This is a genomic window from Microbulbifer agarilyticus (assembly GCF_001999945.1).
Taxonomy (GTDB): domain Bacteria; phylum Pseudomonadota; class Gammaproteobacteria; order Pseudomonadales; family Cellvibrionaceae; genus Microbulbifer; species Microbulbifer agarilyticus_A.
On the sequence record NZ_CP019650.1, the window covers coordinates 60,222 to 83,178 of the forward strand.

Annotated in this window: 24 protein-coding genes; 20 read left to right on the forward strand and 4 right to left on the reverse strand. The window is 57.3% G+C overall.

Annotation, left to right across the window (positions count from 1 at the left end; translation table 11 throughout):
* Positions 1–41 precede the first annotated feature (41 nt).
* From Mag101_RS00255 to Mag101_RS17715, 8 genes are all read left to right on the forward strand, one after another.
* Entirely contained in the window at positions 42–701 is a 660-nt protein-coding gene (locus tag Mag101_RS00255; protein WP_077399160.1) for a hypothetical protein, read from the forward strand.
* An 18-nt stretch (positions 702–719) separates the two neighbouring features.
* On the forward strand, positions 720–1,772 hold the full coding sequence (locus Mag101_RS00260; protein WP_077399163.1) for a COX15/CtaA family protein: 1,053 nt from the start codon (positions 720–722) through the stop codon (positions 1,770–1,772).
* Positions 1,773–1,976: 204 nt separating this feature from the next.
* Positions 1,977–2,885: a heme o synthase gene (gene cyoE, locus Mag101_RS00265; protein ID WP_077407945.1), complete on the forward strand. Its 909-nt coding sequence runs from the start codon at positions 1,977–1,979 to the stop codon at positions 2,883–2,885.
* A gap of 1 nt (position 2,886) precedes the next feature.
* Positions 2,887–3,555 (forward strand): SCO family protein, encoded by a 669-nt coding sequence (locus Mag101_RS00270; RefSeq protein WP_077399166.1) that lies wholly within the window; start codon positions 2,887–2,889, stop codon positions 3,553–3,555.
* A gap of 83 nt (positions 3,556–3,638) precedes the next feature.
* The gene (locus Mag101_RS00275) at positions 3,639–4,430 is read left to right on the forward strand and encodes a CPBP family intramembrane glutamic endopeptidase (protein ID WP_198040032.1); all 792 of its coding nucleotides are present in this window, start codon (positions 3,639–3,641) and stop codon (positions 4,428–4,430) included.
* Positions 4,431–4,540: 110 nt separating this feature from the next.
* Positions 4,541–4,750 carry a hypothetical protein gene (locus Mag101_RS17710; RefSeq protein WP_157520038.1) on the forward strand — a complete coding sequence of 70 codons (210 nt, stop codon included), beginning with the start codon at positions 4,541–4,543 and terminating at the stop codon, positions 4,748–4,750.
* A 33-nt stretch (positions 4,751–4,783) separates the two neighbouring features.
* The gene (locus Mag101_RS00280; RefSeq protein ID WP_029249779.1) at positions 4,784–4,963 is read left to right on the forward strand and encodes a hypothetical protein; all 180 of its coding nucleotides are present in this window, start codon (positions 4,784–4,786) and stop codon (positions 4,961–4,963) included.
* 2 nt (positions 4,964–4,965) lie between these two features.
* Entirely contained in the window at positions 4,966–5,112 is a 147-nt protein-coding gene (locus tag Mag101_RS17715) for a hypothetical protein (RefSeq protein ID WP_157520041.1), read from the forward strand.
* A 39-nt stretch (positions 5,113–5,151) separates the two neighbouring features.
* On the opposite strand, the gene znuB is transcribed toward Mag101_RS17715, so the two are convergent.
* Complete coding sequence (gene znuB, locus Mag101_RS00285; protein WP_077399172.1) at positions 5,152–5,955, reverse strand: zinc ABC transporter permease subunit ZnuB; 804 nt, start codon at positions 5,953–5,955, stop codon at positions 5,152–5,154.
* Positions 5,955–6,779: a zinc ABC transporter ATP-binding protein ZnuC gene (gene znuC / locus Mag101_RS00290; RefSeq protein ID WP_157520492.1), complete on the reverse strand. Its 825-nt coding sequence runs from the start codon at positions 6,777–6,779 to the stop codon at positions 5,955–5,957. Before znuC ends, znuB begins: the two co-directional genes overlap by 1 nt.
* A 175-nt stretch (positions 6,780–6,954) precedes the next feature.
* On the opposite strand from znuC, the gene Mag101_RS00295 reads away from it, so the two are divergent.
* Entirely contained in the window at positions 6,955–7,902 is a 948-nt protein-coding gene (locus Mag101_RS00295; RefSeq protein WP_232325229.1) for a metal ABC transporter solute-binding protein, Zn/Mn family, read from the forward strand.
* A gap of 64 nt (positions 7,903–7,966) precedes the next feature.
* Here Mag101_RS00295 and Mag101_RS00300 read toward each other — a convergent pair whose 3' ends face one another.
* Positions 7,967–8,557, reverse strand: coding sequence for a hypothetical protein (locus Mag101_RS00300; RefSeq protein ID WP_077399175.1), 591 nt, complete (start codon positions 8,555–8,557; stop codon positions 7,967–7,969).
* Positions 8,558–8,790: 233 nt separating this feature from the next.
* Here Mag101_RS00300 and polA point away from each other — a divergent pair, with 233 nt between their 5' ends.
* Positions 8,791–11,532 (forward strand): DNA polymerase I, encoded by a 2,742-nt coding sequence (gene polA, locus Mag101_RS00305; RefSeq protein WP_077399178.1) that lies wholly within the window; start codon positions 8,791–8,793, stop codon positions 11,530–11,532.
* A 740-nt stretch (positions 11,533–12,272) separates the two neighbouring features.
* Here the strand turns inward: polA and yihA are convergent.
* The gene (gene yihA / locus Mag101_RS00310; protein ID WP_077399181.1) at positions 12,273–12,929 is read right to left on the reverse strand and encodes a ribosome biogenesis GTP-binding protein YihA/YsxC; all 657 of its coding nucleotides are present in this window, start codon (positions 12,927–12,929) and stop codon (positions 12,273–12,275) included.
* Between the two features lie 135 nt (positions 12,930–13,064).
* On the opposite strand from yihA, the gene Mag101_RS00315 reads away from it, so the two are divergent.
* The 10 genes from Mag101_RS00315 to Mag101_RS00360 all read left to right on the forward strand — a co-directional run bounded on the left by Mag101_RS00315 (position 13,065) and on the right by Mag101_RS00360 (position 22,341).
* Entirely contained in the window at positions 13,065–13,715 is a 651-nt protein-coding gene (locus Mag101_RS00315; RefSeq protein ID WP_077399184.1) for a c-type cytochrome, read from the forward strand.
* A 193-nt stretch (positions 13,716–13,908) separates the two neighbouring features.
* A complete protein-coding gene (locus tag Mag101_RS00320; RefSeq protein ID WP_077399188.1) occupies positions 13,909–14,586 on the forward strand; it encodes a thiol:disulfide interchange protein DsbA/DsbL in 678 nt (225 codons plus the stop codon).
* Positions 14,587–14,719: 133 nt separating this feature from the next.
* Complete coding sequence (locus Mag101_RS00325; protein WP_157520044.1) at positions 14,720–15,949, forward strand: hypothetical protein; 1,230 nt, start codon at positions 14,720–14,722, stop codon at positions 15,947–15,949.
* A gap of 172 nt (positions 15,950–16,121) precedes the next feature.
* Complete coding sequence (locus Mag101_RS00330; protein WP_077399194.1) at positions 16,122–16,667, forward strand: hypothetical protein; 546 nt, start codon at positions 16,122–16,124, stop codon at positions 16,665–16,667.
* 154 nt (positions 16,668–16,821) lie between these two features.
* Positions 16,822–17,706 (forward strand): hypothetical protein, encoded by an 885-nt coding sequence (locus tag Mag101_RS00335; RefSeq protein WP_077399197.1) that lies wholly within the window; start codon positions 16,822–16,824, stop codon positions 17,704–17,706.
* Complete coding sequence (locus tag Mag101_RS00340; protein WP_077399200.1) at positions 17,703–18,113, forward strand: ACT domain-containing protein; 411 nt, start codon at positions 17,703–17,705, stop codon at positions 18,111–18,113. Before Mag101_RS00335 ends, Mag101_RS00340 begins: the two co-directional genes overlap by 4 nt.
* A gap of 109 nt (positions 18,114–18,222) precedes the next feature.
* Positions 18,223–18,990, forward strand: coding sequence for a hypothetical protein (locus Mag101_RS00345; protein WP_077399202.1), 768 nt, complete (start codon positions 18,223–18,225; stop codon positions 18,988–18,990).
* 87 nt (positions 18,991–19,077) lie between these two features.
* A complete protein-coding gene (locus Mag101_RS00350) occupies positions 19,078–20,760 on the forward strand; it encodes a M28 family metallopeptidase (protein WP_232325080.1) in 1,683 nt (560 codons plus the stop codon).
* Between the two features lie 157 nt (positions 20,761–20,917).
* Positions 20,918–21,412: a hypothetical protein gene (locus Mag101_RS00355; protein ID WP_077399208.1), complete on the forward strand. Its 495-nt coding sequence runs from the start codon at positions 20,918–20,920 to the stop codon at positions 21,410–21,412.
* Positions 21,413–21,843: 431 nt separating this feature from the next.
* Positions 21,844–22,341: a 6-pyruvoyl trahydropterin synthase family protein gene (locus Mag101_RS00360; RefSeq protein WP_077399211.1), complete on the forward strand. Its 498-nt coding sequence runs from the start codon at positions 21,844–21,846 to the stop codon at positions 22,339–22,341.
* Positions 22,342–22,957 lie beyond the last annotated feature (616 nt).

Below are 22,957 nucleotides of genomic sequence, written 5' to 3' on the forward strand. Positions count from 1 at the left end.
GGACCTGCGTCCGGGTATGAGTGTGATAGCGAGGTACTCACGTGACTGAGCAAACCCAGATCGAATCTGAAGTACAGACTGACTCTCGGCAGGAGTCTTCATCACCTGCGCCGCGCGGAGGTTTGAGTCGCCTGGCCGGCATGAGTGTGGTCGCGTCTGTGGCTTTACCGATGCTTGCGGCCTACATCATTTTTTACACCGGTGTAGGCATGCCTACGGATACGGTGAATCAGGGCGAGCTGCTCACGCCAGCCCAGGACCTCGCTGAAATAAATCTACTGGCTGACGATGGCAATGCGGTTGATCTTGCGGCGCAGGAGCCGAAATGGCGCTACCTGATTGTGGCGGGAGAAAACTGCGCAGGTGAGTGCGAAAAGCTCCTCTATACAACGCGTCAGGTACACATCCGCCTGGGTGAGAAATCTCTCCGTGTGGAGCGCCTGCTGGTTACCGGCGCGCCACTCACGGAGCTCCGTCATAGTATTCTTGCCGATCAGCACCCGAAGCTGCGCTTTACCACCACCGACCAGAAAAAACTGGATGAGTGGTTGGCGGATAGTGACCACGCGGAATTGAAACGCCCCAGTGCGCTGCTGGTCGATCAACAGGGCTACGCCATGATGGTGTACGACAATACCCACAACGGCAATCAGCTACTTAAGGATATCAAGCGACTGCTGAAGTACTCCTACGAGAAGTAACGGGAACAGGAGAAAGCAATGGATGTGGAATCAGACATCACCGAGCTGAGAAAAAACTACAAGCAGGATTGGCGGTTTCGCCTTGCCTTAATTGGCACCGGGCTTGCGGTAGTCGTAGTGGTGCTCGGCGCATTTACCCGTCTTGCCGATGCCGGATTGGGTTGTCCGGACTGGCCGGGCTGCTACGGTCACCTGCTGTGGCCGGATAACCAGAGTGAAATCGCCGCGGCCAACGCCGCCTTCCCGGATACCCCGGTAGAGTCCGACAAGACCTGGCCGGAAATGGTGCATCGCTATTTCGCCGGTATCTTGATGTTGTTGGTGGCCGGTCTTACCTATTTGTTCTGGCGCCGTCGCGGCCATCGCGGCTTTATCCAAAGTCACATCCTGCTTGGCCTGATCACTCTGCAAGCCGCATTCGGTATGTGGACCGTGACGCTCAAGCTGTGGCCACAGGTAGTGACCCTGCACCTGCTTGGCGGTATGGCGACCCTGTCGGTGTTGTGGATGTTGTCCGAGCGTTTGCGCTATCGCAAACGACTGATTCCCGCCCACGAATTTACCGCATTGCAACGGCTGCGCCCGTTGGCGATTGCTGCTGTGGTGGTGGTTGGGTTACAGATTGCACTGGGTGGCTGGACCAGCTCCAACTATGCGGCGCTTGCTTGCCCAGACTTTCCCAAGTGCCACGACCAGTGGTGGCCCGCGGCAGACTTTGCCGAGGGGTTCAATATTGCCCAGCAAATCGGGCCCAACTACCTCGGCGGTGCAATGGAGAACGATGCGCGCACCGCTATTCACCTGACCCATCGCATTGGAGCGATTATCGTCACCCTGATCGTTAGCTTGCTGGCGGTACTCGCATGGCGCGCCGGCTCGCCGCGCTGGGGGCAGGGTTTACTGGCCGTACTGGGCTTGCAGGTGGCGCTGGGCATCGCCAATGTGGTGATGTTCCTGCCGCTCCCCATTGCCGTGGCACACAACGCCGGAGCCGCACTGCTGCTGTTGAGCCTGCTGACCTTCTGTTACCGCATTAATACGGTGCAGCCGGCGATAAAGCAGTATCCGTAGAGATTATTGGAAGAGGATTGAGAAGAGGATTAAGTAGTACCTCTCGGTTGAATTGGTTGAACGAAGGGAAGCCCCGATCGGCTTTCCCTGCCAACGGGCAAACCTTGCCCGTTGGTAACGCTTGCTCGATAGCGACCTTTGCGCTGCGCCCATACAAGCCAGACGCAAGTGGCCGCCTATAACAACGACAACGAGGTGGTAACCATGAGTACCCAGGCAGTACCCGTCCAACGCGCCAGCTGGCGCGATTACTATGAGCTCACCAAACCCCGTGTGGTGATGCTGATGATTCTCACCTCGGTGATAGGCATGTTGCTGGCGGTACCAGGCATGGTGCCTCTGGACATACTGATACTGGGTAATCTGGGTATCGCCCTGTGCGCCGGTGGCGCCGCTGCGGTAAACCACCTGGTGGACCGTCAAATTGATATCAAAATGGCGCGCACCACTAACCGGCCGGTGGCACGCGGTCGCGTCGAGCCACAGAAGGCGCTGTTGTTTGCCATGATTCTCGGTTGCGCGGGCATGGCAATTCTACTCATGTTTGTGAACGCGCTTACCGCCTGGTTAACGCTGCTGTCTCTGCTGGGTTACGCGGTGGTCTACACCATGTTTCTCAAGCGCGCGACGCCGCAAAATATTGTAATTGGTGGCCTCGCCGGCGCGGCGCCACCGTTACTGGGGTGGGTTGCCGTCACCGGTGAAGTGCATGGTCACGGCCTACTGCTTGCGCTGATTATTTTTGCCTGGACACCACCGCACTTCTGGGCGCTTGCCGTACATCGCCGCGATGATTACGCCAAGGCGGAAATTCCCATGCTGCCGATTACCCATGGGGTGCAATACACCAAAATCCATATTTTGCTGTACACGTTTATTTTGTTTGCGGTTTCGCTGCTGCCATTTGCCACAGCCATGCTCGGCTGGTTGTATCTGCTGGGCGCCGTGGTATTGGGTATTGGCTTCCTGTATTGGGCGGTGGAAATGCTACGCGACCGCAATCCCAACGCGGGCATGGAAACGTTCAAGTACTCGATCATCTATTTGATGGCTCTGTTCTGCATTATGTTGCTGGATCATTATCTGGTGGCGCTACCAACCAGTGGGGTCTGAGATGGGTGAGAATTCGCAGCACACCGCCACGCAAAAGCGGGGAATACTTTTAACCGTCGGCGTTCTGGTTCTGTTCATGGTTGCGGTGATGGCCGGCTTCCTCAATAAAATGAATCAGCCGCGGGTAATCAGCGATGCCGAGCTGCGCCTCAATGGCGCAATCAAGCTGGAGCGCCCGCGTATTCTCGACGAATTCGATTTAATTGCGGATACCGGTAATGCCTTCAAAACCACTCAGCTGGAAGGACGTTGGACGCTGGTGTTTTTCGGCTTCACCCATTGCCCCGACGTATGCCCGACCACCATGGCGACGCTGAACAACTTTTATCAGACACTGGATGAAGAAACCCAGAAAACCACGGATATTTTACTGGTTTCTGTCGATCCAACGCGGGACACACCAGAACAACTGCACGACTATGTGCGCTACTTTAATCCGGAGTTTGCCGGGGTCACCGGTGAGTTTCTGAGCCTGAAGCGCTTTGCTAACCAGTTGAATGTCCCCTTTAACAAGGTGCCCCTGGACGATGGTAATTACACTGTCGACCACGGTTCGCAAGTAGTATTAATAAATCCACGCGGTCACTATCATGGCTTTTTCAAAGCGCCACTGGATCCGGCCAAAATGAAACTGACCTACCGCTCAATGAGAGCCACGTTCACCGGCTGAGGGGACGGGGTTCACTGAAGTGATCAACCACAGGCGCTATGATGGCGCCTGTTCCCATTCGACCTATTGAAAATGGATTTTCTATGTTTTCTCTAAGTGTTCGGCGGGGAGCGCCGGAAATTGCTGCGCGTGAACCGTTCGACGGCAAATCTCTCTGGCTGCCCGCCGCTTTCCTGTGTTTTCTGATTATTCCCTTCGGCTGGATTGGTGTGTTTGCGCCGGCGATCTGGCTCGGCCTGGTGGCGATGGAGAGTGCCCAGGGTTGGAAAAAAGCCACCAGCTTTTTCATTACCGGCTTGTTGATGTTGCTGGTCAACAGTGGCTTGATTCCCGGTAACGAACATATATTGCTGATGGAACCCTACCGGGATCCCTCGGCCAACCTGATTTACCCGAGCTTCCGCCCCGCCAAGTCAGTTATTGCGCTGACCGTCGTGCTGTTTATGTTGGTGCGGCCGCAACCGCTGAAACGCAAAGATTTGCCGTGGATAGCCGTGATGGTTGCGGCACCCATTGCGCTGGGCGGTATGGTCCTGGATTTCCATCCGAAACTGACCGCTACGATTGCACTCGCCGCACTGCTCAACTTTGTTGTGGTGTGCATCGCCGAAGAGGGTTTTTTCCGTTGGGTGCTGCAGCGCGGTCTCGGCCTGTGGCTTAAGCGCTTGCCCTGGATCGCCACTGCACTGGTGACGCTATTGTTTGTCTCCCTGCATACCGGCTGGGCGGCATCGCCGACCATGCTGGCACTGGTGGGCGTGGCCGGTTTTGGTTACGCGCTGCTGTGGCAGTTGCGCGGTAGCTTCTGGGCCTGTGTGCTCGCCCACTGGGGGGTTAACCTGCTGCATATGACGCTGCTCGCCTATCCTGGGTGAGAGTCCAGGGTAAGAATCGTCGAGGTGCGCAAGCTGCGCGCTTGAACTAATCTGAAAAGACCGGTTTTTGGCGCGTAAGTCTGTGAAGCTGAACCTGAGCACTGGCACACATGCGGTTTAAATGGCCGCCCTTTGGAAGGCGCCTGCTGGGGTACCTTGGCCTTGCCATGGTAGTGCCATGGGTGATCTGGTTTATTGTCGGCCTGCTGGGGTGGGAGCCTTCGTTGATTACCACCTTCGGCGTTCCCGGCTTGCGTATTCCGGCATCCTTCGCCATTGGCGGCCTGCTTATTGCCGCGATCGGCTTCTGGCAAGACTAAACTTTTGGGGCAAACTGCTATTAGGTGCCGCAAATGTTTCGGTTGTCCGACCTGTTTATTTTTCTCGCCGTGGCGATTTCATTCGCCCTGTCCAGTTATCTCTGGTTCAACGGCTACCGCGAGCAGGGCGTGTTTACCGCCCTCTGGGTGCCGAGCATTCTCGCTTTTGGTATCTACGTAAAAGTGTCGGCGCTGCTGGCGCGCAGCGAGTAGCCATGTCTGACCAACTGATTTTTTACGTCGGCCTGGCGGTTTTTGTGTTGATGCTGATTGGTATTGGCTTGACGGTGTTTGCCTTTCACCGCGCGGGAAGTGAGCCGGTCACGCCGGCGCGCAAGGGCCAGCGGCGAGGACCGCGTTAAGGCGGCCAGTTAGATAGGACGACGAGTCGCCGCATACGACTACGCGCGCGCCGCGCGCAAATGCCCCAGCAGAAAGAACAGGCCCGCCGCGAGCACAATGGATGGCCCCGCGGGGCTGTCCCACACGATCGACATAGTCAGGCCGACCACCACCGATACGCAGCCGATTAGCGACGCGAAGCCCGCCATCTGCTCCGGCGTCGCCGACAGGCGGCGCGCGGTTGCCGCCGGAATAATCAGCAGTGCGGTGATTAGCAGCACGCCGACGACTTTCATGGCGATGGCGATCAATAGCGCCAGCATCAACATCAACGCCAGGCGGATTTTATCCACCGGGACCCCTTCCACAGCGGCGAGCTCCTCGTGCAGGGTAAACGCCAGCAGTTTTGGCCACAGGTACCACAGCAGGCCGGCAATGATGACCGCCGCCACCGCCATCAGAATCAGATCCTGTGACGAAACCGCCAGCAGGTCGCCGAGCAATAACGACAGTAAATCGACATTGATCTTCAGTAGGCTCATGGTGACGATACCCAGCGCCAGCATGCTGTGCGAAAGAATCCCGAGCAGGGTATCGACGGAAAGATGCTGGCGGCGCTGTAAGTACACCAGCAACAATGCCAGCACACAGCTGCTTGCGACCACCGCCAGCGTGGGCTGTATATGCAGCACAAACCCGAGGGTGACCCCGAGTAGGGCTGAGTGCGCCAGCGTATCGCCGAAATAGGCCATACGCCGCCATACCGCGAAGCAACCCAGTGGCCCACTGACCACTGCCACCAGCAGGCCGGCGGCCAATGCATACCAGAGGAATGTGGAGCTCAGTAGCTGCGACCAGTCCATTATTCGCGTCCCTCCGGGCCCTGCGATTGCCCGGACGTTTTTGCATTTGCGCGGGAGGGCGCAGGCGTTAATGCGTGCGGGTGGTCGTGGTCACAACACTCATCCACGATATCGCCACTCAAGTCGTGGTGATGATTGTGGTGGTGCGTATACAGGGCGAGTTTGTCGCCAAACATTTCAAGGTACACCGGATCTTTACTTACCTGCTCCGGGTGGCCGTGGCAGCAAATGTGTTGATTGAGGCATAACACCCGATCGGTCGCCGCCATCACCAGGTGCAAATCGTGCGACACAAGCAACACGCCGCACTGCAGTTCGTCGCGCAGCTGCGCGATTAACTGGTACACCTCGCTCTGCCCGCCGACATCGACCCCCTGGGTGGGCTCGTCCAGTACCAGCAGCTGCGGTTTGCGCGCCGCCGCGCGAGCCAGTAAAACGCGTTGCATTTCGCCGCCGGAAAGATCGGTGAGGCGAGCGTTCGCCAGGTGCGTGGCTGCCACACGATTGAGGGCTTCGGCGACACTGACATCGTCGATACCGAGCTGTAAAAAGCGCGAGACCGTCATCGGCATACTGGAGTCGATCTGCAGGCGCTGAGGCATATAGCCCAGTCGCAGTGCCGGGCGCCGTTCGATGGTGCCGGAGGTGGGTTTGGTCAATCCAAGCAACAGCCGCAGCAGGGTCGTCTTGCCCGCACCATTGGGGCCGATCAAGGTGACGATCTCTGCGGGTCGCAGCTCCAGCGTAATATCCCGCAACAGCTGACGGCCGCCAATATTCAGGCCGAGGTCGTGGGCGCGGATGAGCGGGGTGGATGAACTCAGGGGAGACTCCAGACTGGTTAAAGAGGGATTTTGCCTCTGCAGAATTGCGATCGTTGATAAAACGGCTGGCGAGTGTAAGCCGCGTATGATTATATCGCACCCCTTTATTCGGTGTTGGTGAGTGTTCGTCGGCAATCGCGGTTGATACCGGCCGTTGGGTATATCCTTGCCACCTGTGTTCGGTCTGTTGTTTGGTCTGTTGGTTCGTTTGCATATGTTCGAAAAGCCATTGGGTGTTGTTGTCGCGCTCGGGTTGATTTTTGCGTCACTGGTGAGTGCTGGTTGCGGCACAAAGTCCCCGGATGCCAAGCGTCCCGAAAAACTGATGGTTGTAGCGAGCATTGCGCCGCTGGCGATGCTCGCGCGCGAAGTCGCTGGGGACGCGGCCGAGGTCCATCAGTTGGTGCAGGGTAGCGATCCGCATCACTACGCGCCGTCGGTTAATGACCGCCTTACCATCGAGGCCGCACCGCTGGTGGTGTGGATGGGGCCCGCGCTGGAATCGGTACTCGCCCGGCAGATGGCGCTGGTTACTGAGGAGCGCCAGCTGGAGTTGCTTGACGATACCGGCTTGTTTGAATTCGACGGCTCGGACCCTACCGATCCTCACCTGTGGCTGCGCCCACGCAATGCCGCGGCAATCGCTGCGCAAATCGCCGAGCGACTCAGCACTCTGGATCCGCAACAGGCCCAAGGCTACCGTCAGCGCGCCCGGGATTTTTCGCGCGCCATGGCCAATCTGCAAAAAGTGCAGGACCGTGCGCTGTGGGCCTATAAAGATGTACCCATCGTCTCTACACACAAGGCTTACAGCCAGTTTTTCGGTCCCGCCGGTGTGGCGGTGGAGAGTCTCAGCGGTGGATCAAAGCAGGCCCATGGCGCGCGCACCATGTTGGATAAGATTCGTAGTGAAGAGGTTGCTGGGCCGGCGGGTTGCCTGTTTGGTGAGGTGCCCGCGAACGACCGCGATCGGCAGACTGCCAGTCATCTGAATTTGGGCTATCAGGCCCTGGACCCTCTGGGAAGTACGCTGCCGCAAGATGCGGGTTATCGTACCCTGATGGAAAAGCTGCTGGCGGATGCTCGCCGCTGCCTGAGTACTATTCCTGATCGTAGCGCCTAATCTAACCTTTGCGCCTGATCGCGGCCTTTGATTGCGGGTGTTGATGGGCGTACGCGCAAACGGGTCAGCTGGGTTCCTGCTCCGAGGTGTTTTCCTGCTCCTGTTCCAGTTGTATTTCGTTAGCGGGTGTTTCCCGGTCGGCTTCCTGCTCCGGCAATACGGCGGGGGTAAGCGATGTTTCGCGCGACCCCTCTGACGAATCGGACACCGACTGAGTGAGCGCCCCTGCGGGCGCTTGCTCAGTGGTTGCGGCGTCGGCCGCGGATGTTTCCAACTCTTCCTGCGTCGGCATTTCCTGCGGCGCCTGTTGCTGCGCCAGCTGCTCCTCCGCCGCCCGCATTAAGGCTTCAACCTGCTGTTGCTGCGTGCTGCGTACATTGTTGAGCAGGGCCTCCCGGTTTGGATCGCGCAGCATTTCCTGCCGGTACTGCTCGCGGTGCTGCTCCTGAATCAGGTATTTGTTGTCGCTCACTTCCTCTTCAGCGATCAACTGCGGTACCGGATACGCAGTCGCCTCAACGTGCTCCATGGTTTCCGCCGCGTAGGCTGAGCCGCTTGCGGTTTCTTCTACTGCGGCCGGTGCCTGATCTTGCGCGATTACCGTACCGGCCAGCCCCCAAACCACCGCTAGGTGGATCAATATGCGGGATTTCATTTTTTCGTGCCCTCTCTGCAACTTCCCTATTGCAAGCCTAGAAGCTGTTGCCTGAGTGGGGGTGACACTGCGATGACTCGCGCGGCGGCATCGACAAATGGAGTCGGTCGAGGCAACTTCCGCCGCCGCTGTACGAGCGAAAATTTCTCAAGGCAGGTATCCTGTCGCCCTGCGCAAACTGCGCCACACCGCATTCATCTATCTGTCATCGCCAACCGAATTTCTATTTGTCTATGAGCAACGATAAGACCTCTTCTGCGCCACTGATTCTGGTGGACGGCTCTTCCTACCTTTACCGCGCTTTCCACGCCCTGCCGCCGCTGGCGACCAGCACTGGCCAGCCAACCGGCGCCGTGCGCGGGGTGATCTCCATGCTGCGCAAGCACCTTAAGGAGCACCCGGACAGCCCGGTAGTGGTGGTTTTCGACGCCAAAGGCAAAACCTTCCGCGATGAAATGTTTGCGGAGTACAAAGCACAGCGCCCGCCAATGCCGGACGACCTGCGCGCGCAGATTCAGCCGATTCACGACATCATCGACGCCATGGGCCTGCCGCGGCTGGTCATCGACGGGGTTGAGGCAGACGACGTCATTGGCACCCTGGCGCTGCAGGGCGCAGAGCAGGGCATGGACGTCATCATCTCCACCGGCGACAAGGATATGGCCCAGCTGGTGCGCCCCGGCGTAACCCTGGTGAACACCATGTCCAATACCGTGATGGATGTAGAAGGGGTGAAAGCCAAGTTCGGGGTGGGCCCGGAGCTGATCATCGACTTCCTCGCATTGATGGGCGACAAGGTAGACAACATTCCCGGCGTTCCCGGTGTGGGTGCGAAAACCGCCCTCGCACTGCTGCAGGGGCTCGGTAGCCTCAAGGATATTTACGCCAATCTTGATGCCATCGCACCGCTCGGCTTCCGCGGCTCAAAAACCCTGGCCAAGAAGATGGAAGAGCACAAGGACGCGGCGGATATGTCTTATGTGCTGGCCACCATCAAGACCGACGTAGAGATGGACTACCAGCCGCAGACCCTCGCCAACAGCGAACCGGACACCGACAAACTGCGCGAACTGTTTTCCGAAATGGAGTTTCGCAGTTGGGTCGACGAACTGGGTGGCGACAGCGAGGCATCGTCCGCGGCGGCCGCCGCGATAGAGCGCAACTACAGCATCATCCTCGACGAAAAAGAGCTGGATACCTGGCTGGAAAAGCTGAAGCAGGCAGACCTGTTTGCCTTCGATACCGAAACCACCAGCCTCAATTACATGCAGGCCAAGCTGGTGGGGGTGAGCTTTGCGGTGGAGGCCGGCGAGGCCGTCTACCTCCCCCTGGCCCACGATTACATGGGCGCACCGGCACAAATCGATTTTGAGCGGGCGCTGGCCAAGCTGAAACCCATTCTCGAAAGTGACGAATACAAAAAGGTCGGCCAGAACCTCAAGTACGACAGCCATATTCTCGCCAACTACGATATCGAGCTGCGCGGTATTGCCCGCGACACCATGCTCGAATCTTACGTGCTCAACAGCACCGGCAGCCGCCACGATATGGACAGCCTCGCGCAGAAATACCTGGGCGAAACCACGATCAAGTTCGAAGATATTGCCGGCAAGGGTGCCAAGCAGCTCACCTTCAACCAGATCGAGCTGGACAAGGCCGGCCCCTATGCGGCGGAAGATGCGGACATTACCCTGCGTTTGCACCAGGAGCTGAGCGGTCGCCTGGCGCAAGAGCCGAGTCTGGAAAAGGTGCTCGACGAAATTGAAATGCCGCTGGTGCCGGTGCTGACACACATCGAGCGCAACGGTGCCTATATCGATGCGGCGATGCTGAAGCAGCAGTCTGACGAGCTGGATAAGAAAATGCGTGCGCTCGAACAGCAGGCGTACGATGAGGCGGGCGAGGAGTTCAATCTCGGTTCCACCAAGCAGCTGGGTGCCATCCTGTTTGAAAAGCTGGAAATTCCGGTGATCAAAAAGACTCCGAAAGGGGCACCGTCGACCGCTGAGCCGGTACTGCAGGAACTGGCACTTTCGCACAAGCTGCCGGCGCTGATTATGCAGTACCGCGGCATGGCCAAGCTGAAGAACACCTATACCGACAAGCTGCCACAGATGATCGACCCGGCCACTGGGCGGGTGCACACTTCTTATCATCAGGCGGTGGCGGCCACCGGGCGCCTGTCCTCCTCGGATCCCAACCTGCAGAACATCCCGATCCGCACCGAAGAGGGCCGTCGTATTCGCCAGGCGTTTGTCGCCGACCCGCGCATCAATGGTGGCAGTGCGATTGTGGCTGCGGATTACTCGCAGATTGAATTGCGCATCATGGCGCACCTGTCCGGCGACAAGGGGCTGCTGGATGCCTTCGCCCACGGAGCCGATATTCACCGCGCGACCGCCGCGGAGGTGTTCGAGGTGCCGGTGGAAGAGGTGAGCGATGAACAGCGCCGCCGTGCCAAGGCGATTAACTTTGGTTTGATCTACGGCATGAGCGCGTTTGGTTTGGCCAAGCAGCTGGATATCCCGCGCGCGGACGCCCAGACCTATATCGACCGCTATTTCGAGCGCTACCCGGGCGTGCTCGCGTATATGGAAAACACGCGCAAGCAGGCCGCCGACAAGGGCTACGTCGAGACCTTGTTCGGCCGCCGCCTGTACCTGCCGGAAATCAATTCCCGCAACGGCATGCAGCGCCAGGCTGCGGAGCGCACCGCGATCAACGCGCCCATGCAGGGTACTGCAGCAGACATTATCAAACGCGCAATGATTAGCGTGGATGCCTGGCTGCGCGACGAACAGCTGAAAACCCGGTTGATCATGCAGGTGCACGATGAACTGGTACTGGAAGTACCGGCAGATGAACGTGAGCTTGTGGTGAAGCGGATTCCGGAATTGATGCAGGCTGCAGCAGAATTGGATGTACCGCTAATTGCCGACCTCGGTGAAGGAGCCAACTGGGACGAGGCGCACTGAGCCGGCCAGCGGTTTTTTTAAATTTTTGCGATTTTTTTAATTTTCGCGGAACTACTCATTAAGGGGCCCCTCTAACTAAGCAAGATCGTTGGATTGCAACATCATCCCCAAAGCTTAGTCAGAAGCCCCTCGCCCCGAAGATACCCCCATCGGGGCTTTTTTTTGCCCGAATTTTGCTCTCTCAGGATTGAAAGGACCCGCTGAGTCACTCGGTGTGCGGCAAAAGGGCCTGTTTATTAAATAAACGGAAATAGAGTTTTTTGACGCGCGGCGAGGAATAAAGTCTCAGAAACAGAATTTTTTGCCCGCAAAACGGCAATGGGTGGGATACAGTTGCGACGTCCGAGCCGCGAAAAAAGAGTGGGGAACCTTTCACACCGAGCATAGTCTTTGGACTATAGGATTTGGTTTGAAGGCATCGCAAAGGATGCAGTGGAATTTGGGTGAGAACCCAAGGTCGCACCCGTCCCCCTGGGTGCGGCTCCCAAGTGCCCCTCCCCAAGGGCACTGACCCCTAGCCGGCAGCTGCAATCTGCCGGCTTTTTTTTTGCCCCCAAGTTCTTGAAAGCGCTTATCGGGCCAGTGAGGCCCGGGAAAACATCCTGTGAGCTGCTCAGCGTCTTTTGTTCTGTGCCTTCTGCTCAGCGTCGTTAGAGTCTTTAAGAGCCTCTAGCGCCCTGCGAATTGAACAAAAAACGAGCGGCTTACAAGTGAGTTTAGACGAAATTTGGCGGTGCAATTCACGCGTCTGCCTGCTCTGCCCCGGTGTCCTCCTGCGGTACCGCCAGCCACTGGTTCAGCTGACGCTCCAGCTTGTCCAGACCCTTGCGCTTGGGGGCGGAAAAAATCTGTACCGTAACGTTGTGGTCCAGTTCCAGCGCCTTCAATTCCTTCTCTACGGCAAAGCGCGTGTTGTTGGCGGGGCCATTCTTCAGTTTGTCGGCCTTGGTCAGCAGGATATGTGCGGGCAGGCCGGACTTGACCGCCCAGTTCAACATCTGCAAATCAAACTCTTTCAGCGGCTGGCGAATGTCCATTAACAGTACCAGCCCCTTAAGGCATTGGCGGTTCTCCAGATAAAACGCCAGATTGCGTTGCCATTCGTCCTTCATCGCGCGCGCCACCTTGGCGTAGCCATAGCCTGGCAGGTCGACCAGGCGCTGGGACTCGCTCAGTTGGAAGAAGTTGATCAGTTGGGTGCGCCCGGGCGTCTTGGAGGTCCGCGCCAACTTGTTGTTGTCGGTTAGTGCGTTGATCGCACTGGACTTGCCGGCATTGGAGCGGCCGGCGAAGGCCACTTCGGCGCCAGAATCCACCGGGCATTCCGCCAGTGTGGGTGCGCTGATCAGAAATTCAGCGTGGCGGAAATTGATTCGTTTAACATTGGCTTCAGACATGGGACTTCCCGGTACACTCAGATGGCGCGCAAGTATATAATGCCGCGGTTTTATCGTCGCTGATGGTTTTAGGGCGTTTGGGTGCCGCCAGCAGCGAAGATGGGTGCAAAACTTCAGCGCGCAACAGGACGACGTATGAACAGCATTATAAAGAAGGCCGCTCTGGCTTTGGGGATGATCGCTTTTGCCCAGATGGGACACGCTGCCGGTGACGCCAGTGCAGGGCAGGCCAAGGCCGCTGCCTGCGTAGCCTGCCACGGTGCGGACGGCAATAGCCCGGCGCCGACCTTCCCGAAAATCGCCGGCCTCGGCGACAAGTACCTGCTCAAGCAGTTGCGTGACGTGAAGAGCGGCGCGCGGTCCATTCCAGAAATGACCGGCCAGCTCGACAACATGAGCGATCAGGATCTGCAGGATATCGCCGCCTTTTACGCGTCGCAGAACATCCAGATTTCCGGCTCCACTGCCTTCTCCGTGATGCTGAACAATGGCGATAACGTGGACGGCCTGGCGCTGGGTCGCGAGATCTACCGCGCTGGCAACAGCGAAACCGGTGTCCCCGCATGCATGGGTTGTCACTCACCGACCGGTCTGGGCAACGCGCCTGCGGCTTATCCGCGCCTGTCCGGCCAGTACGCAGAATACGTGGAGAAGCAGCTGAAGGCTTTCCGCGAAGGCACCCGTGCCAACGACGGTGATACCCGCACCATGCGCACCGTGGCTCGCCAGCTGTCCGACGCCGAAATCAAGGCGGTTGCGAACTACGTAGCAGGCCTGACCGAGTAATTGGTAGGCAGTTGCGAAAAAGGCCGGTCATTGACCGGCCTTTTTGTTTCCGCCTGCCGAACCCAGCTTGCGCCGACCGTCGGGAACTTCAATAATTTCCGCGGTCTATATTCAGCCAGGAGTCAGCTGAGCCCGAGCATAATGGGGCCATGCTGATACAGGCACACAGAATAAATTTTTGGAGTAACCCTTTATGAAAGCCGTCGTCGCACTCTTTACCATGCTGCTGAGCCTGGCAGCCTGCGCCCAGGAAGCCCCGGGCAAATTCAAGGCCGGCCAGCACTACGAAGTTCTGCCGCAGGCCGTTGCCCAGGATGACGACAGCAAGATCGAAGTGACCGAGCTCTTCTGGTACGGCTGTGGCCACTGCTATCACTTTGAGTCTCCGCTGAAAAAGTGGCAGAAAACCATGCCCGCCGATGTGGCGCTGAAGAAGATTCCGGCCATCTGGCAGCCGGTAATGGAGATCCACGCGCGCATGTTCTACGTGGCGGACGCCATGGGTGTACTGGACAAGGTACATGAGCCGATTTTTAGCGCCATCGCCCAGCAGCGCAAAATGTTCGCTACCCGCGACGGTCGTGACTGGAAAGCCGATGATGCCGCCATTGAAGCGCTGTTCAACGACGCCGGTGCCGACGGCGCCAAAGCGGTGAAACTGATGAACGGCTTTGCGATCAACAGCAAGGTCAAGCAGGGCCAGGCGAAACAGCGTGCCTACAAACTGACGGGTACCCCGGAAATGGTTGTGGCCGGTAAATACCGCATCAGCACCTCGCTGCCGGGCCTCAAGGGCAAGTCCAATGGTCAGCAGATGATGCTGGACGTGGTGGACTTCCTGGTAGAAAAAGAGCGCGCCGAGAAGGGTTGATAGGACCCGCTTGCACCGCGCACAAAACCCCGCGCCTTTTTAGGTCGCGGGGTTTTTTATTGCCTGAAAGTCCCTGCGTGGCCTCACTGCTAGGCTAACAATGGGTATCGCCACCAATTTCACCAGTGTCAGAATGCGCAATTTGCCCTCGCCAGTAATGATTTTTCTGCTGATAAGCCTCTGCGGCGGCTGGCTGAAGGCCGTGGCGCAGATACCTGAAGAGCAAGCGATTGAACAGCAGCTGCCCGAACAGCAGACACCCGTGGATGTTGCGGCGCGCGCAGTGAGCCTGCTGTCGTTTGTCGCGGTGGATTATCCCGAGGCGGTCTCCGAGGGCAGTGTGCAGGACCGCGGGCTCTTTCGGCAGACCCGCGAAAATGCGGAATTGGCTAGCCAGCTGGTAGCGGGGCTACCGGACAGGCCCGGGCGTGCCCAGCTGCTCAATACGCTGGAATCGCTGCAGGCATCTATTTCCGGCAAAGAAGCCGCTGATCTGGTGCGGCGCCGCGCCAATACTGCTGCCGACCGCTTGGCGGCCCTCTATCAATTACCCCGCTCTCCGGCAGAACCGCTGCCTGCGGCGAGTGAGGCAAACACCCTGTATCGCGATCGCTGCCAGCATTGTCATGGGGAAAATGGCGTTGCCGAGCAACCGGAGCGCGCCCTGAATGATCCTGCGCGCATGGTGAACCTGAGTCTGTACGACTTTTACAACGTGCTGGAACCCACCCGCAACGATGCCCACGACGAGGCCGTGGACGGCGACCTCAGCAGTCGTCAGCGCTGGGCGCTGGCGGTCAAGGTGGCCAGCTTCAGTGCGCCACAGGTGGCGCCATCGCGCAAACTCGCCGAGCAGTACCCGGCACTGGTCGGCCTTCCCGGTATGGCGGTGTTGCGTCCGTCAGAGCTTCCCGAACCGGCGCGCGCATCGCTGATGTGGTGGCGCGCCCACCCGGAGCAGACCCGTGCACTGCAACACCCGCTGGCCCGGGCGGCGGGCCTGATCTATTTGGCGCAGATTGCCTATCGCGGTGGTGACCCGGCGGGTGCTTATCACAAACTGATGTTGGCGCTGCGCAGTGGCTACCTGCCGGCGCGCGAAGAATTGACCGAACGGGATCCGGCGCTTGCAACCCAGCTCGACCAACAGTGGCAGGCGTTGCGCGAGGCAATTCTCGCGCGCGCACCGGCCAATGAGGTGATTGAGCAGTTTCAGCGCTTACTCGCCAGTGTGGTGAAAGGCAGGGAATTACTGCAGCCCACCAGCAGCCGTGTAATCTATGTGTGGGCAGGGATTCTGTTTATTACCGCGCTGGCGCTGGGTGTGCTGTTGTGGTTTGGCCTGCGTCGCCGCAAAACATAGGTTGGAAACTCAGATACTTCCGCTTGCTGTCGGTGTAGCCTCTTAGGCTGACGTGTCGCGAAAACAAAGAAAATTGTCGCATTCGCTGCCACTGTTGAGATTTACGACTAGGCTTTTAATTAGGTTGTGCAAATAACCGCCAGTCGTTGAACCCAACAGAGAAGAGTGCCGCATGAAGTTGTTGCGTCAGTTGTCCTTCCGTCCCGTTCTCGTATCCCTGCTGCAATCCTACGCCCTGACCTTTGCAGTGTTCCTGATTCTCCCCGTATTCGCCTCCGCACAGGAGCAGACCGGCAACCAGGCTGCGGCCAAAAGTTGGGTCGGCAACTGGCTGGTGGTGGGGCAGGGGGATGAGCAGCTGGTGTGGCAGCTCCACGCCGATGGCACCGGCTTTGCGCACGGTTTCCGTGCCGACGGTCAGCTTACCCATGGCTTTGCGATTTCCTGGCGCATCAACGGCGACACGGTGCGTATCCGTACCGGCGGCACCCTGCACTGCAACAGCGGCATGGTGTACGCGCAATTTACCGGTTGGAGCGCGGTCACCCTAGACTTCAACGTGATCGACGGTCGTCATTGGCGCCAGCACAACGGCGGTATTCTCGCCTTCCAGCGTCGCCTTGCTGATTGGGAGACGCCCAACCACGGTGCCGAGTGTCCCAACCTGTACGATCGCGAGCAGAAAGAGACCCCCCAGACCGCCTCGGCCGGCAATTGAAGCCAGAGCGCTCAGCGCAGTGCTCATCAAACAAACCAGTGCGCTGGCAAAGAAGACGTCCAGCCTGCGGCCGGGGAAGGAAGCCCCCCGCCGGGGTCTTAAGGACTGGCATTTATCTCAGGGAAGAATAAAGCGCACGCGGAGTCTGGCAGTCATGCAGCAACGCTTTATTCACAAACTACTGGTCACGAGCAAACAAACGCTGATTTCGGTGGGCGTCATTTTGTTGTCGTCGACTGGGACGGTTTGGGCACAAGATTCCGCTTCTGATTCATCTTCCGCTCCTGGCCCTTCCAAAGAGCAGCAGCCCAAAGAGTCACAGCAGAGTAACAAACGCGAGCAAGCCGGCCAGTATCCTGGCTGGGAAGTGGAGTCGCGCTTGCAGGCCGAACAGTGGGTAGGCAATTGGCTGATCTCCCGCGACGGCGAAGCGCAACACGTGTGGAGCCTGAACAAAGACGGTACCGGCCGCTCCTATGCGTTCAATCGCCATGGCGATGAAATGAAGTTTGCCTATGGCTACGACATAAGCTGGTATTTCGATCCGCATACCCAGATGGCCAATATCAAAACCGAGCGCCGTATTGTGTGCCGGGGTGGCCGCATCTATCCGTACTTTCTCACGCTCAAGTCCTACGAAAGCGATTATGCAGTAAAAGGCAAATTTGCCTGGCAGACCACCTGGACCGAAGCCAGCATCGGTCGCAACTACCTGCACAAATCCCTGGTGGTTTTCGTTGCGCCGCTATCCGCTTGGCACAACCCGGAAAAAAATGCCCCCTGTCCGATTTTCCCGCGCATGGATGTGGAAAAAGATATCGACCTGGCGCTGGACCGCTGGGAACAGGAAGCGCAACAGAGCGAACACGAACAACTGGTCGATACCACTCCAGTAGAAGGGGAGCCCGAATTTACCGGTGAAGATTTTGGCCCGGCGGTGGCTGAGCCCAAGGGCGAAGTGCCAGGCCAGAAAGCATCGTCAAAAAGTAAATCCGCCAAGGCGCGGGTGAAAGACAAATCCAGGAGAGATCGCCGATGAACGCTCAGGTAAAAATCGACCAGCTGCTATTGCGGTTGACCCCGATTCTCGATCGCGAAGTACTTGGTTTGTGTGTATTGGATGAGTCCCAGCTGAAGGAACACTTGGCCCATTGTCGGTGTATTTTTCGCGAGCGCGAAGGTATCAGCGCATTGCTGCCCAGGCATATTGCCGAGCAGGAGCAGCTATCCGTCAGTGACGACTACCGACAGATAACCCTGCAATTTGTCGACGGGGTAGAAGCGCCCGGGCTCACCGCCACAATCTTGCGTGAACTCGCCGATGCTGGGATCCAGGCCAACGTGGTTTCTGCGCGCTATCACGAACATATTCTGGTGCGCGCGCGCGACGCCACTCGTGCGATGCAGATTCTCTATGGCATCAGCAACCGACTGCAGTACTCCTAGGAAGTAGAGCCCTTTTCTATTCTCGGTCCAGACTTGTAGGTCTGGGCGGGGTTCGCCGATGGCAGGGAGCGCGCCTGAGAATTCTTTAAAGAGGAGTGCGCTGCCGAACATGCATATCGCCTATCCGCCGCCACTGCCCCACGGCCCAATCCGCCAGTTACTGCCGGATTTTTTTGTGGTGCGTGGCCAGGCCCGGGTTGCGCCGGGGGTGCTGGTCAATCGCAATATGGGGATTGTGCGCAGCGGCGACGACTTGTTGCTGGTCAATCCCATACGTCTCACCCGCTTGCAGGAAGAGCGCCTGTGCGATCTCGGCAATGTGCGCCAGGCCGTGCGTCTCGGATATTTCTTTGGCTGCGATGACCTCTACTACCGCGATCGCTTCAATGTATTTTTCTGGCGGCAACACCACTCCGACTACTATCCGGTACCCGCCGCCGACGAATTCCTGGAAGAGGGTGGCAGTTGCCCGGTGCCGGATGGCCAGGTATTTGAATTCAGCCACAGCGAGATTCCCGAGGCGGCATTGTATGTCCCCAATTCCGGTGGGCTGCTGCTTACTGGGGACTCCCTGCAATACTGGAGCAGCTGGACGGCCTGCAACTGGGCCGGGCGCTGGGCGCTGCGCCTCAGCGGTATGCATCGGGGCATGCAGGTATCGCCGGCCTGGTGCCGCCGCGCCACCCCGGACGGGGAGAACAGTCAGCGCTGGCTCGCCACCGACTTTGAGCGACTGCTCGATCTGCCGTTTCAGCATATGCTCGCCGGCCATGGCGATTTCTGTGCGGACCGCGCCCACGAACTCGCCGAGCGCGCCGTAGCCGCGAGTTTTTCCGCACCTCTCAGTACAAGTCATACACGCAATACGCGGCATTGATCGCAAAACCTGTGCTGAGCAATCACCGGTGTCGCCCGCGACGTCGTGATAAGCTGTTGGCGTATCGAGTATTAGAACGAGCCCAGCATGCCCCGCTTCAGTGCCAACCCCGCGACCGCCCGAAAAGCGCCACAACCCTTCCGTCCAATATCCCGGTTTGCTCTTCTTCTGCTTGTGGGGTTACTGAGTGCCTGTGTGGGTCTCACGCAGCTAGCCGAGACCCCTCGTGCAGACATGGAGCGCATGCGCATGGATGTGGAATTTCTGGCGGACGACCGTTTACAGGGACGGCAAACCGGTTCTGCCGGTTACCAGCAGGCGGCAGATTATGTAGCTGCGCGCTTTGCAGATCTCGGGCTCGAATCCATCACCGGCGATGATTACTTCCAGCAGGTACCCCTGAGCAGGGCACTTTGGGGTGAAGGTAAGGCGACACTGGTACTGCATAGCCGCGAAGGTGACATCACTTTTGACCTGGGGGTGGATTTTCTCGCCGCCCCCTCGACCGCGCATACCGATAGCGCGACCACCGCCGGCCTCGTATTTGTCGGCTATGGTATCGACGCGCCCGCCTATGATATCGACGACTATGCCGGGCTGGACGTGCACGGAAAGATTGTCGTGTACCTTTCCGGGCGCCCGCGGTACCTGCCAAATGAGGTGGGCGCCCACTTCGCCTCCAACCGCACCAAACAGCAGACGGCCGCCCGCCGTGGTGCAGTTGGCACCATTAGCCTGAATACCCCCGTGCGCGAGTTGCGTCGCGCGTTTACCGCTTCCGCCGAGCATCTGCAGGACCCGCGCTGGGACTGGCTGCGCGCCGACGAGTCACCGGGCAATAGCATTCAGCACCTGCAACCTGGCGTAATGCTCGATATTCCGGCGGCCAAGCAGTTGTTTATGGGCGCCGCGCGCAGCCTCGACACCATCTACACCGAAATTGAAAACGGATTGGTCCCGCAGGGCTTTGCGCTGCCCTATACCGCTACTCTCACCAGTCGCGCCAAGCACCAGCGCATCTCCAGCCCCAATGTTGTCGGCTTGCTGCCGGGGCGTGACCCCAAGCTCAAACACGAGTACATCATCTTTTCCGCGCACCTGGATCACATCGGTATTGAGCCCGGCACAGGTCTTGTTAACAACGGCGCACAGGATAATGCCGCCGGCATCGCCGTGATGTTGGAAGTTGCGCGGCTGTTTACCGCATCGGAACGCGCGCCCAAGCGTTCCATCCTGTTTGTCGCGGTAACTGCGGAGGAAGAGGGCCTGCTCGGCTCCGACTATTTTGCCCAGCACCCGCCGGTCGCCCCCCAATCCATGGTGGCGAATATCAACCTCGATATGCCGATGCTGCTGTATCCGTTCCGCGATGTGATCGCGTTTGGTGCCGAGCATTCCAGCCTCGGTAAAACTGCCGCACGCGCCGCGCGCCGCACTGGTCTCAAGCTCAGTCCAGACCCCATGCCCGAACAGGTCATCTTTGTGCGCAGCGACCACTACAGTTTCGTGCGCCAGGGCATCCCGGCGATTTACCTGATCACTGGGCGCGAGGCCATCGACAGCGAAGTCGATGGTAGCCGCGCGCAGATCGAGTTCCTGCGCAACCACTACCACAGTCCCAGTGACACAGCAGATGCTGGGATTAACTACGTGGCGGCGCAGCAGTTTGCCGAAGTGAATTACGCTATCGCGCGGGATGTGGCGGATTCCGCACAAAAACCGCGCTGGAATCGCGGTGATTTTTTTGGCGAGCTATTCGCTAAAGAGTAAGAAATAAGTTCTGGTTGAAATGTGAGCAGTGCTTGCCTGTAATGACATGTAATAGCTATTTGGGACTCACTTACCAGATTTCATGATAGCCTTGCCGACCGCTGGCGGAGCATTCGTCCAGCAAATAGATAAACAACAATATTGTTAAGGCTTCATCATGCTTAAGAAAATTACTTTAGTGGCGGCAATTGCGGGTCTCGGGCTGGTATCTGGTTGTGCGAGCATCCTCAGTGACAGTAATTACCCGGTAACCATCAACAGCAACCCGGCGGGTGCCAACTTTGTTGTTGTGAATGAAGCCGGCTTCGATGTTCACACCGGCGTTACCCCGGACACCATCACCCTGTCTGCCTCCGACGGTTTCTTCTCCTCCGCGAGCTACGTGGTGAAGTTCCAGATGGCCGGCTTTGAAGAGCAGAGCTTCCAGCTACGCGCCGGCATGGACGGCTGGTACATCGGCAACATCCTGTTCGGCGGCCTGATCGGTATGCTGATTGTTGACCCGGCCACTGGCGCTATGTGGAAGCTGCCGGAATCCGCCAATGTTTCCCTGGCTCCTGTAACTGCGGCTACCGGTCTTGAGACCCTGTCCATCGCTTCCGTTCACCAGCTGACCGACGAAGCCAAAGCGCAGCTGATTCCGCTGAACTAAGTTCGTTTGGTTAATATGCCAACTAACCTAGCGGAAAAGATCGGGGAATAATCCCGGTTTTTGGTGCACGCAGTGCCATGGCTTGAGTCCTAGCCTGTGTACCAGCGCAAAGCGAGTCTCCTTGGAGGCTCGCTTTTTAGTTTTTGCTCAAAATACCATTCGTTTAATAACTCTGAACAGAATTATGTGAAGGGTCACAGTTTCATCGCATTATTTGAGAATTAAAATCCCCGTTATTTCGTATTCCATAAATATTCTTACTTCTATTGTTAAGAGTTCAGTGAAACTGATCCGGTATGCGTTGGAATTGCCACTATTACGAGTTTAGTCTGACCTCTCAGACTAAAATCCCATTGATATCATCACCAGAATATTGCGCTCGCTAGCTGTATCGCGCACATATTGATACCTCTAGGGAGAGGGAGTTTAAGATGGCTTATAAAATCACCAAAACGTTCAAGCTGGACATGGGCCACCGTACTTGGAGCCAGGATATGCGTAAGGGGAGGGGGAAAGAGTTTTACACGGACGATATGCCCTACCCGTACAACAAGTGCGCGAATCTCCACGGGCACTCATTACTGGTTAGTGTCACCTTGACCAGCGATACGGTAGACCAACAGAACTTTGTCATGGATACCGACTTATTCAAGGCGCCGTTTCAAAAAATCATCGATCAAATGGACCACTCATTTATCATCGATAAGCATGATCCGCTTTTTCCGGACATCAAGAATATTGTAGAAAAAGATAACCTTCGATTGTATGTCGTCGACTTTTCACCGAGCTTCGAAGGACTATCCAAATATTTTTTTGAGTGTATGTGTGAAATTATCGGTCGCACAGAGCACGCTGAAGACATCGAAGTAAGTGAGGTCACAGTCACCGGTGAGCATATGGCAGTGGAGGCTCGATATAACGCTGCATGATCAGAAGTAAATAGCTACTGACAAGACTCAAAGCTTCGTTCAGTATCGGTTTTAATCTGGAAAGGGTGTCTGTAAGTTTTCGTAGCCTAAATGGAAATTTTCTAATAGGTAAAATGTGGCCTGAACATAATCGGTATCGTCACCGCTGTTGTTCTGGCTATACATCCCAGCCTTACAATATTGATACTGATCATCGACGTCGTAGCCACTAGCGCTCACATTCAAAACTTGTACTACATAATCATTTTCGTCACGGATAATGGTCTCGATTAGCGTATTGATCTGCTACCTTTATTTCATAACTGAATAATTCATCGAGTGCGATTTCGTCATCAGGGGCCGCTTCGTCGTTTGCGCGGATACCAATCATTTCAAACCAGATATCCTAGCCACCTCTTATTTAAATGTGTTCGAACCTCGATTGAGACTCGATTCCTATTTTTGGATGGCGCCACACCGGTTTAGTTAGGGTAGATCACATTGATATCATTTCAATAATCCAAAATCACTGGTAACTCAATTCTTCAATAACGACCCGGCTTTCCTTCTCGACCACCAAAATAATTGATTTATCTGATCCGGGTGTGCTGCTACCCATGTCGCCAAGATTTCCTAC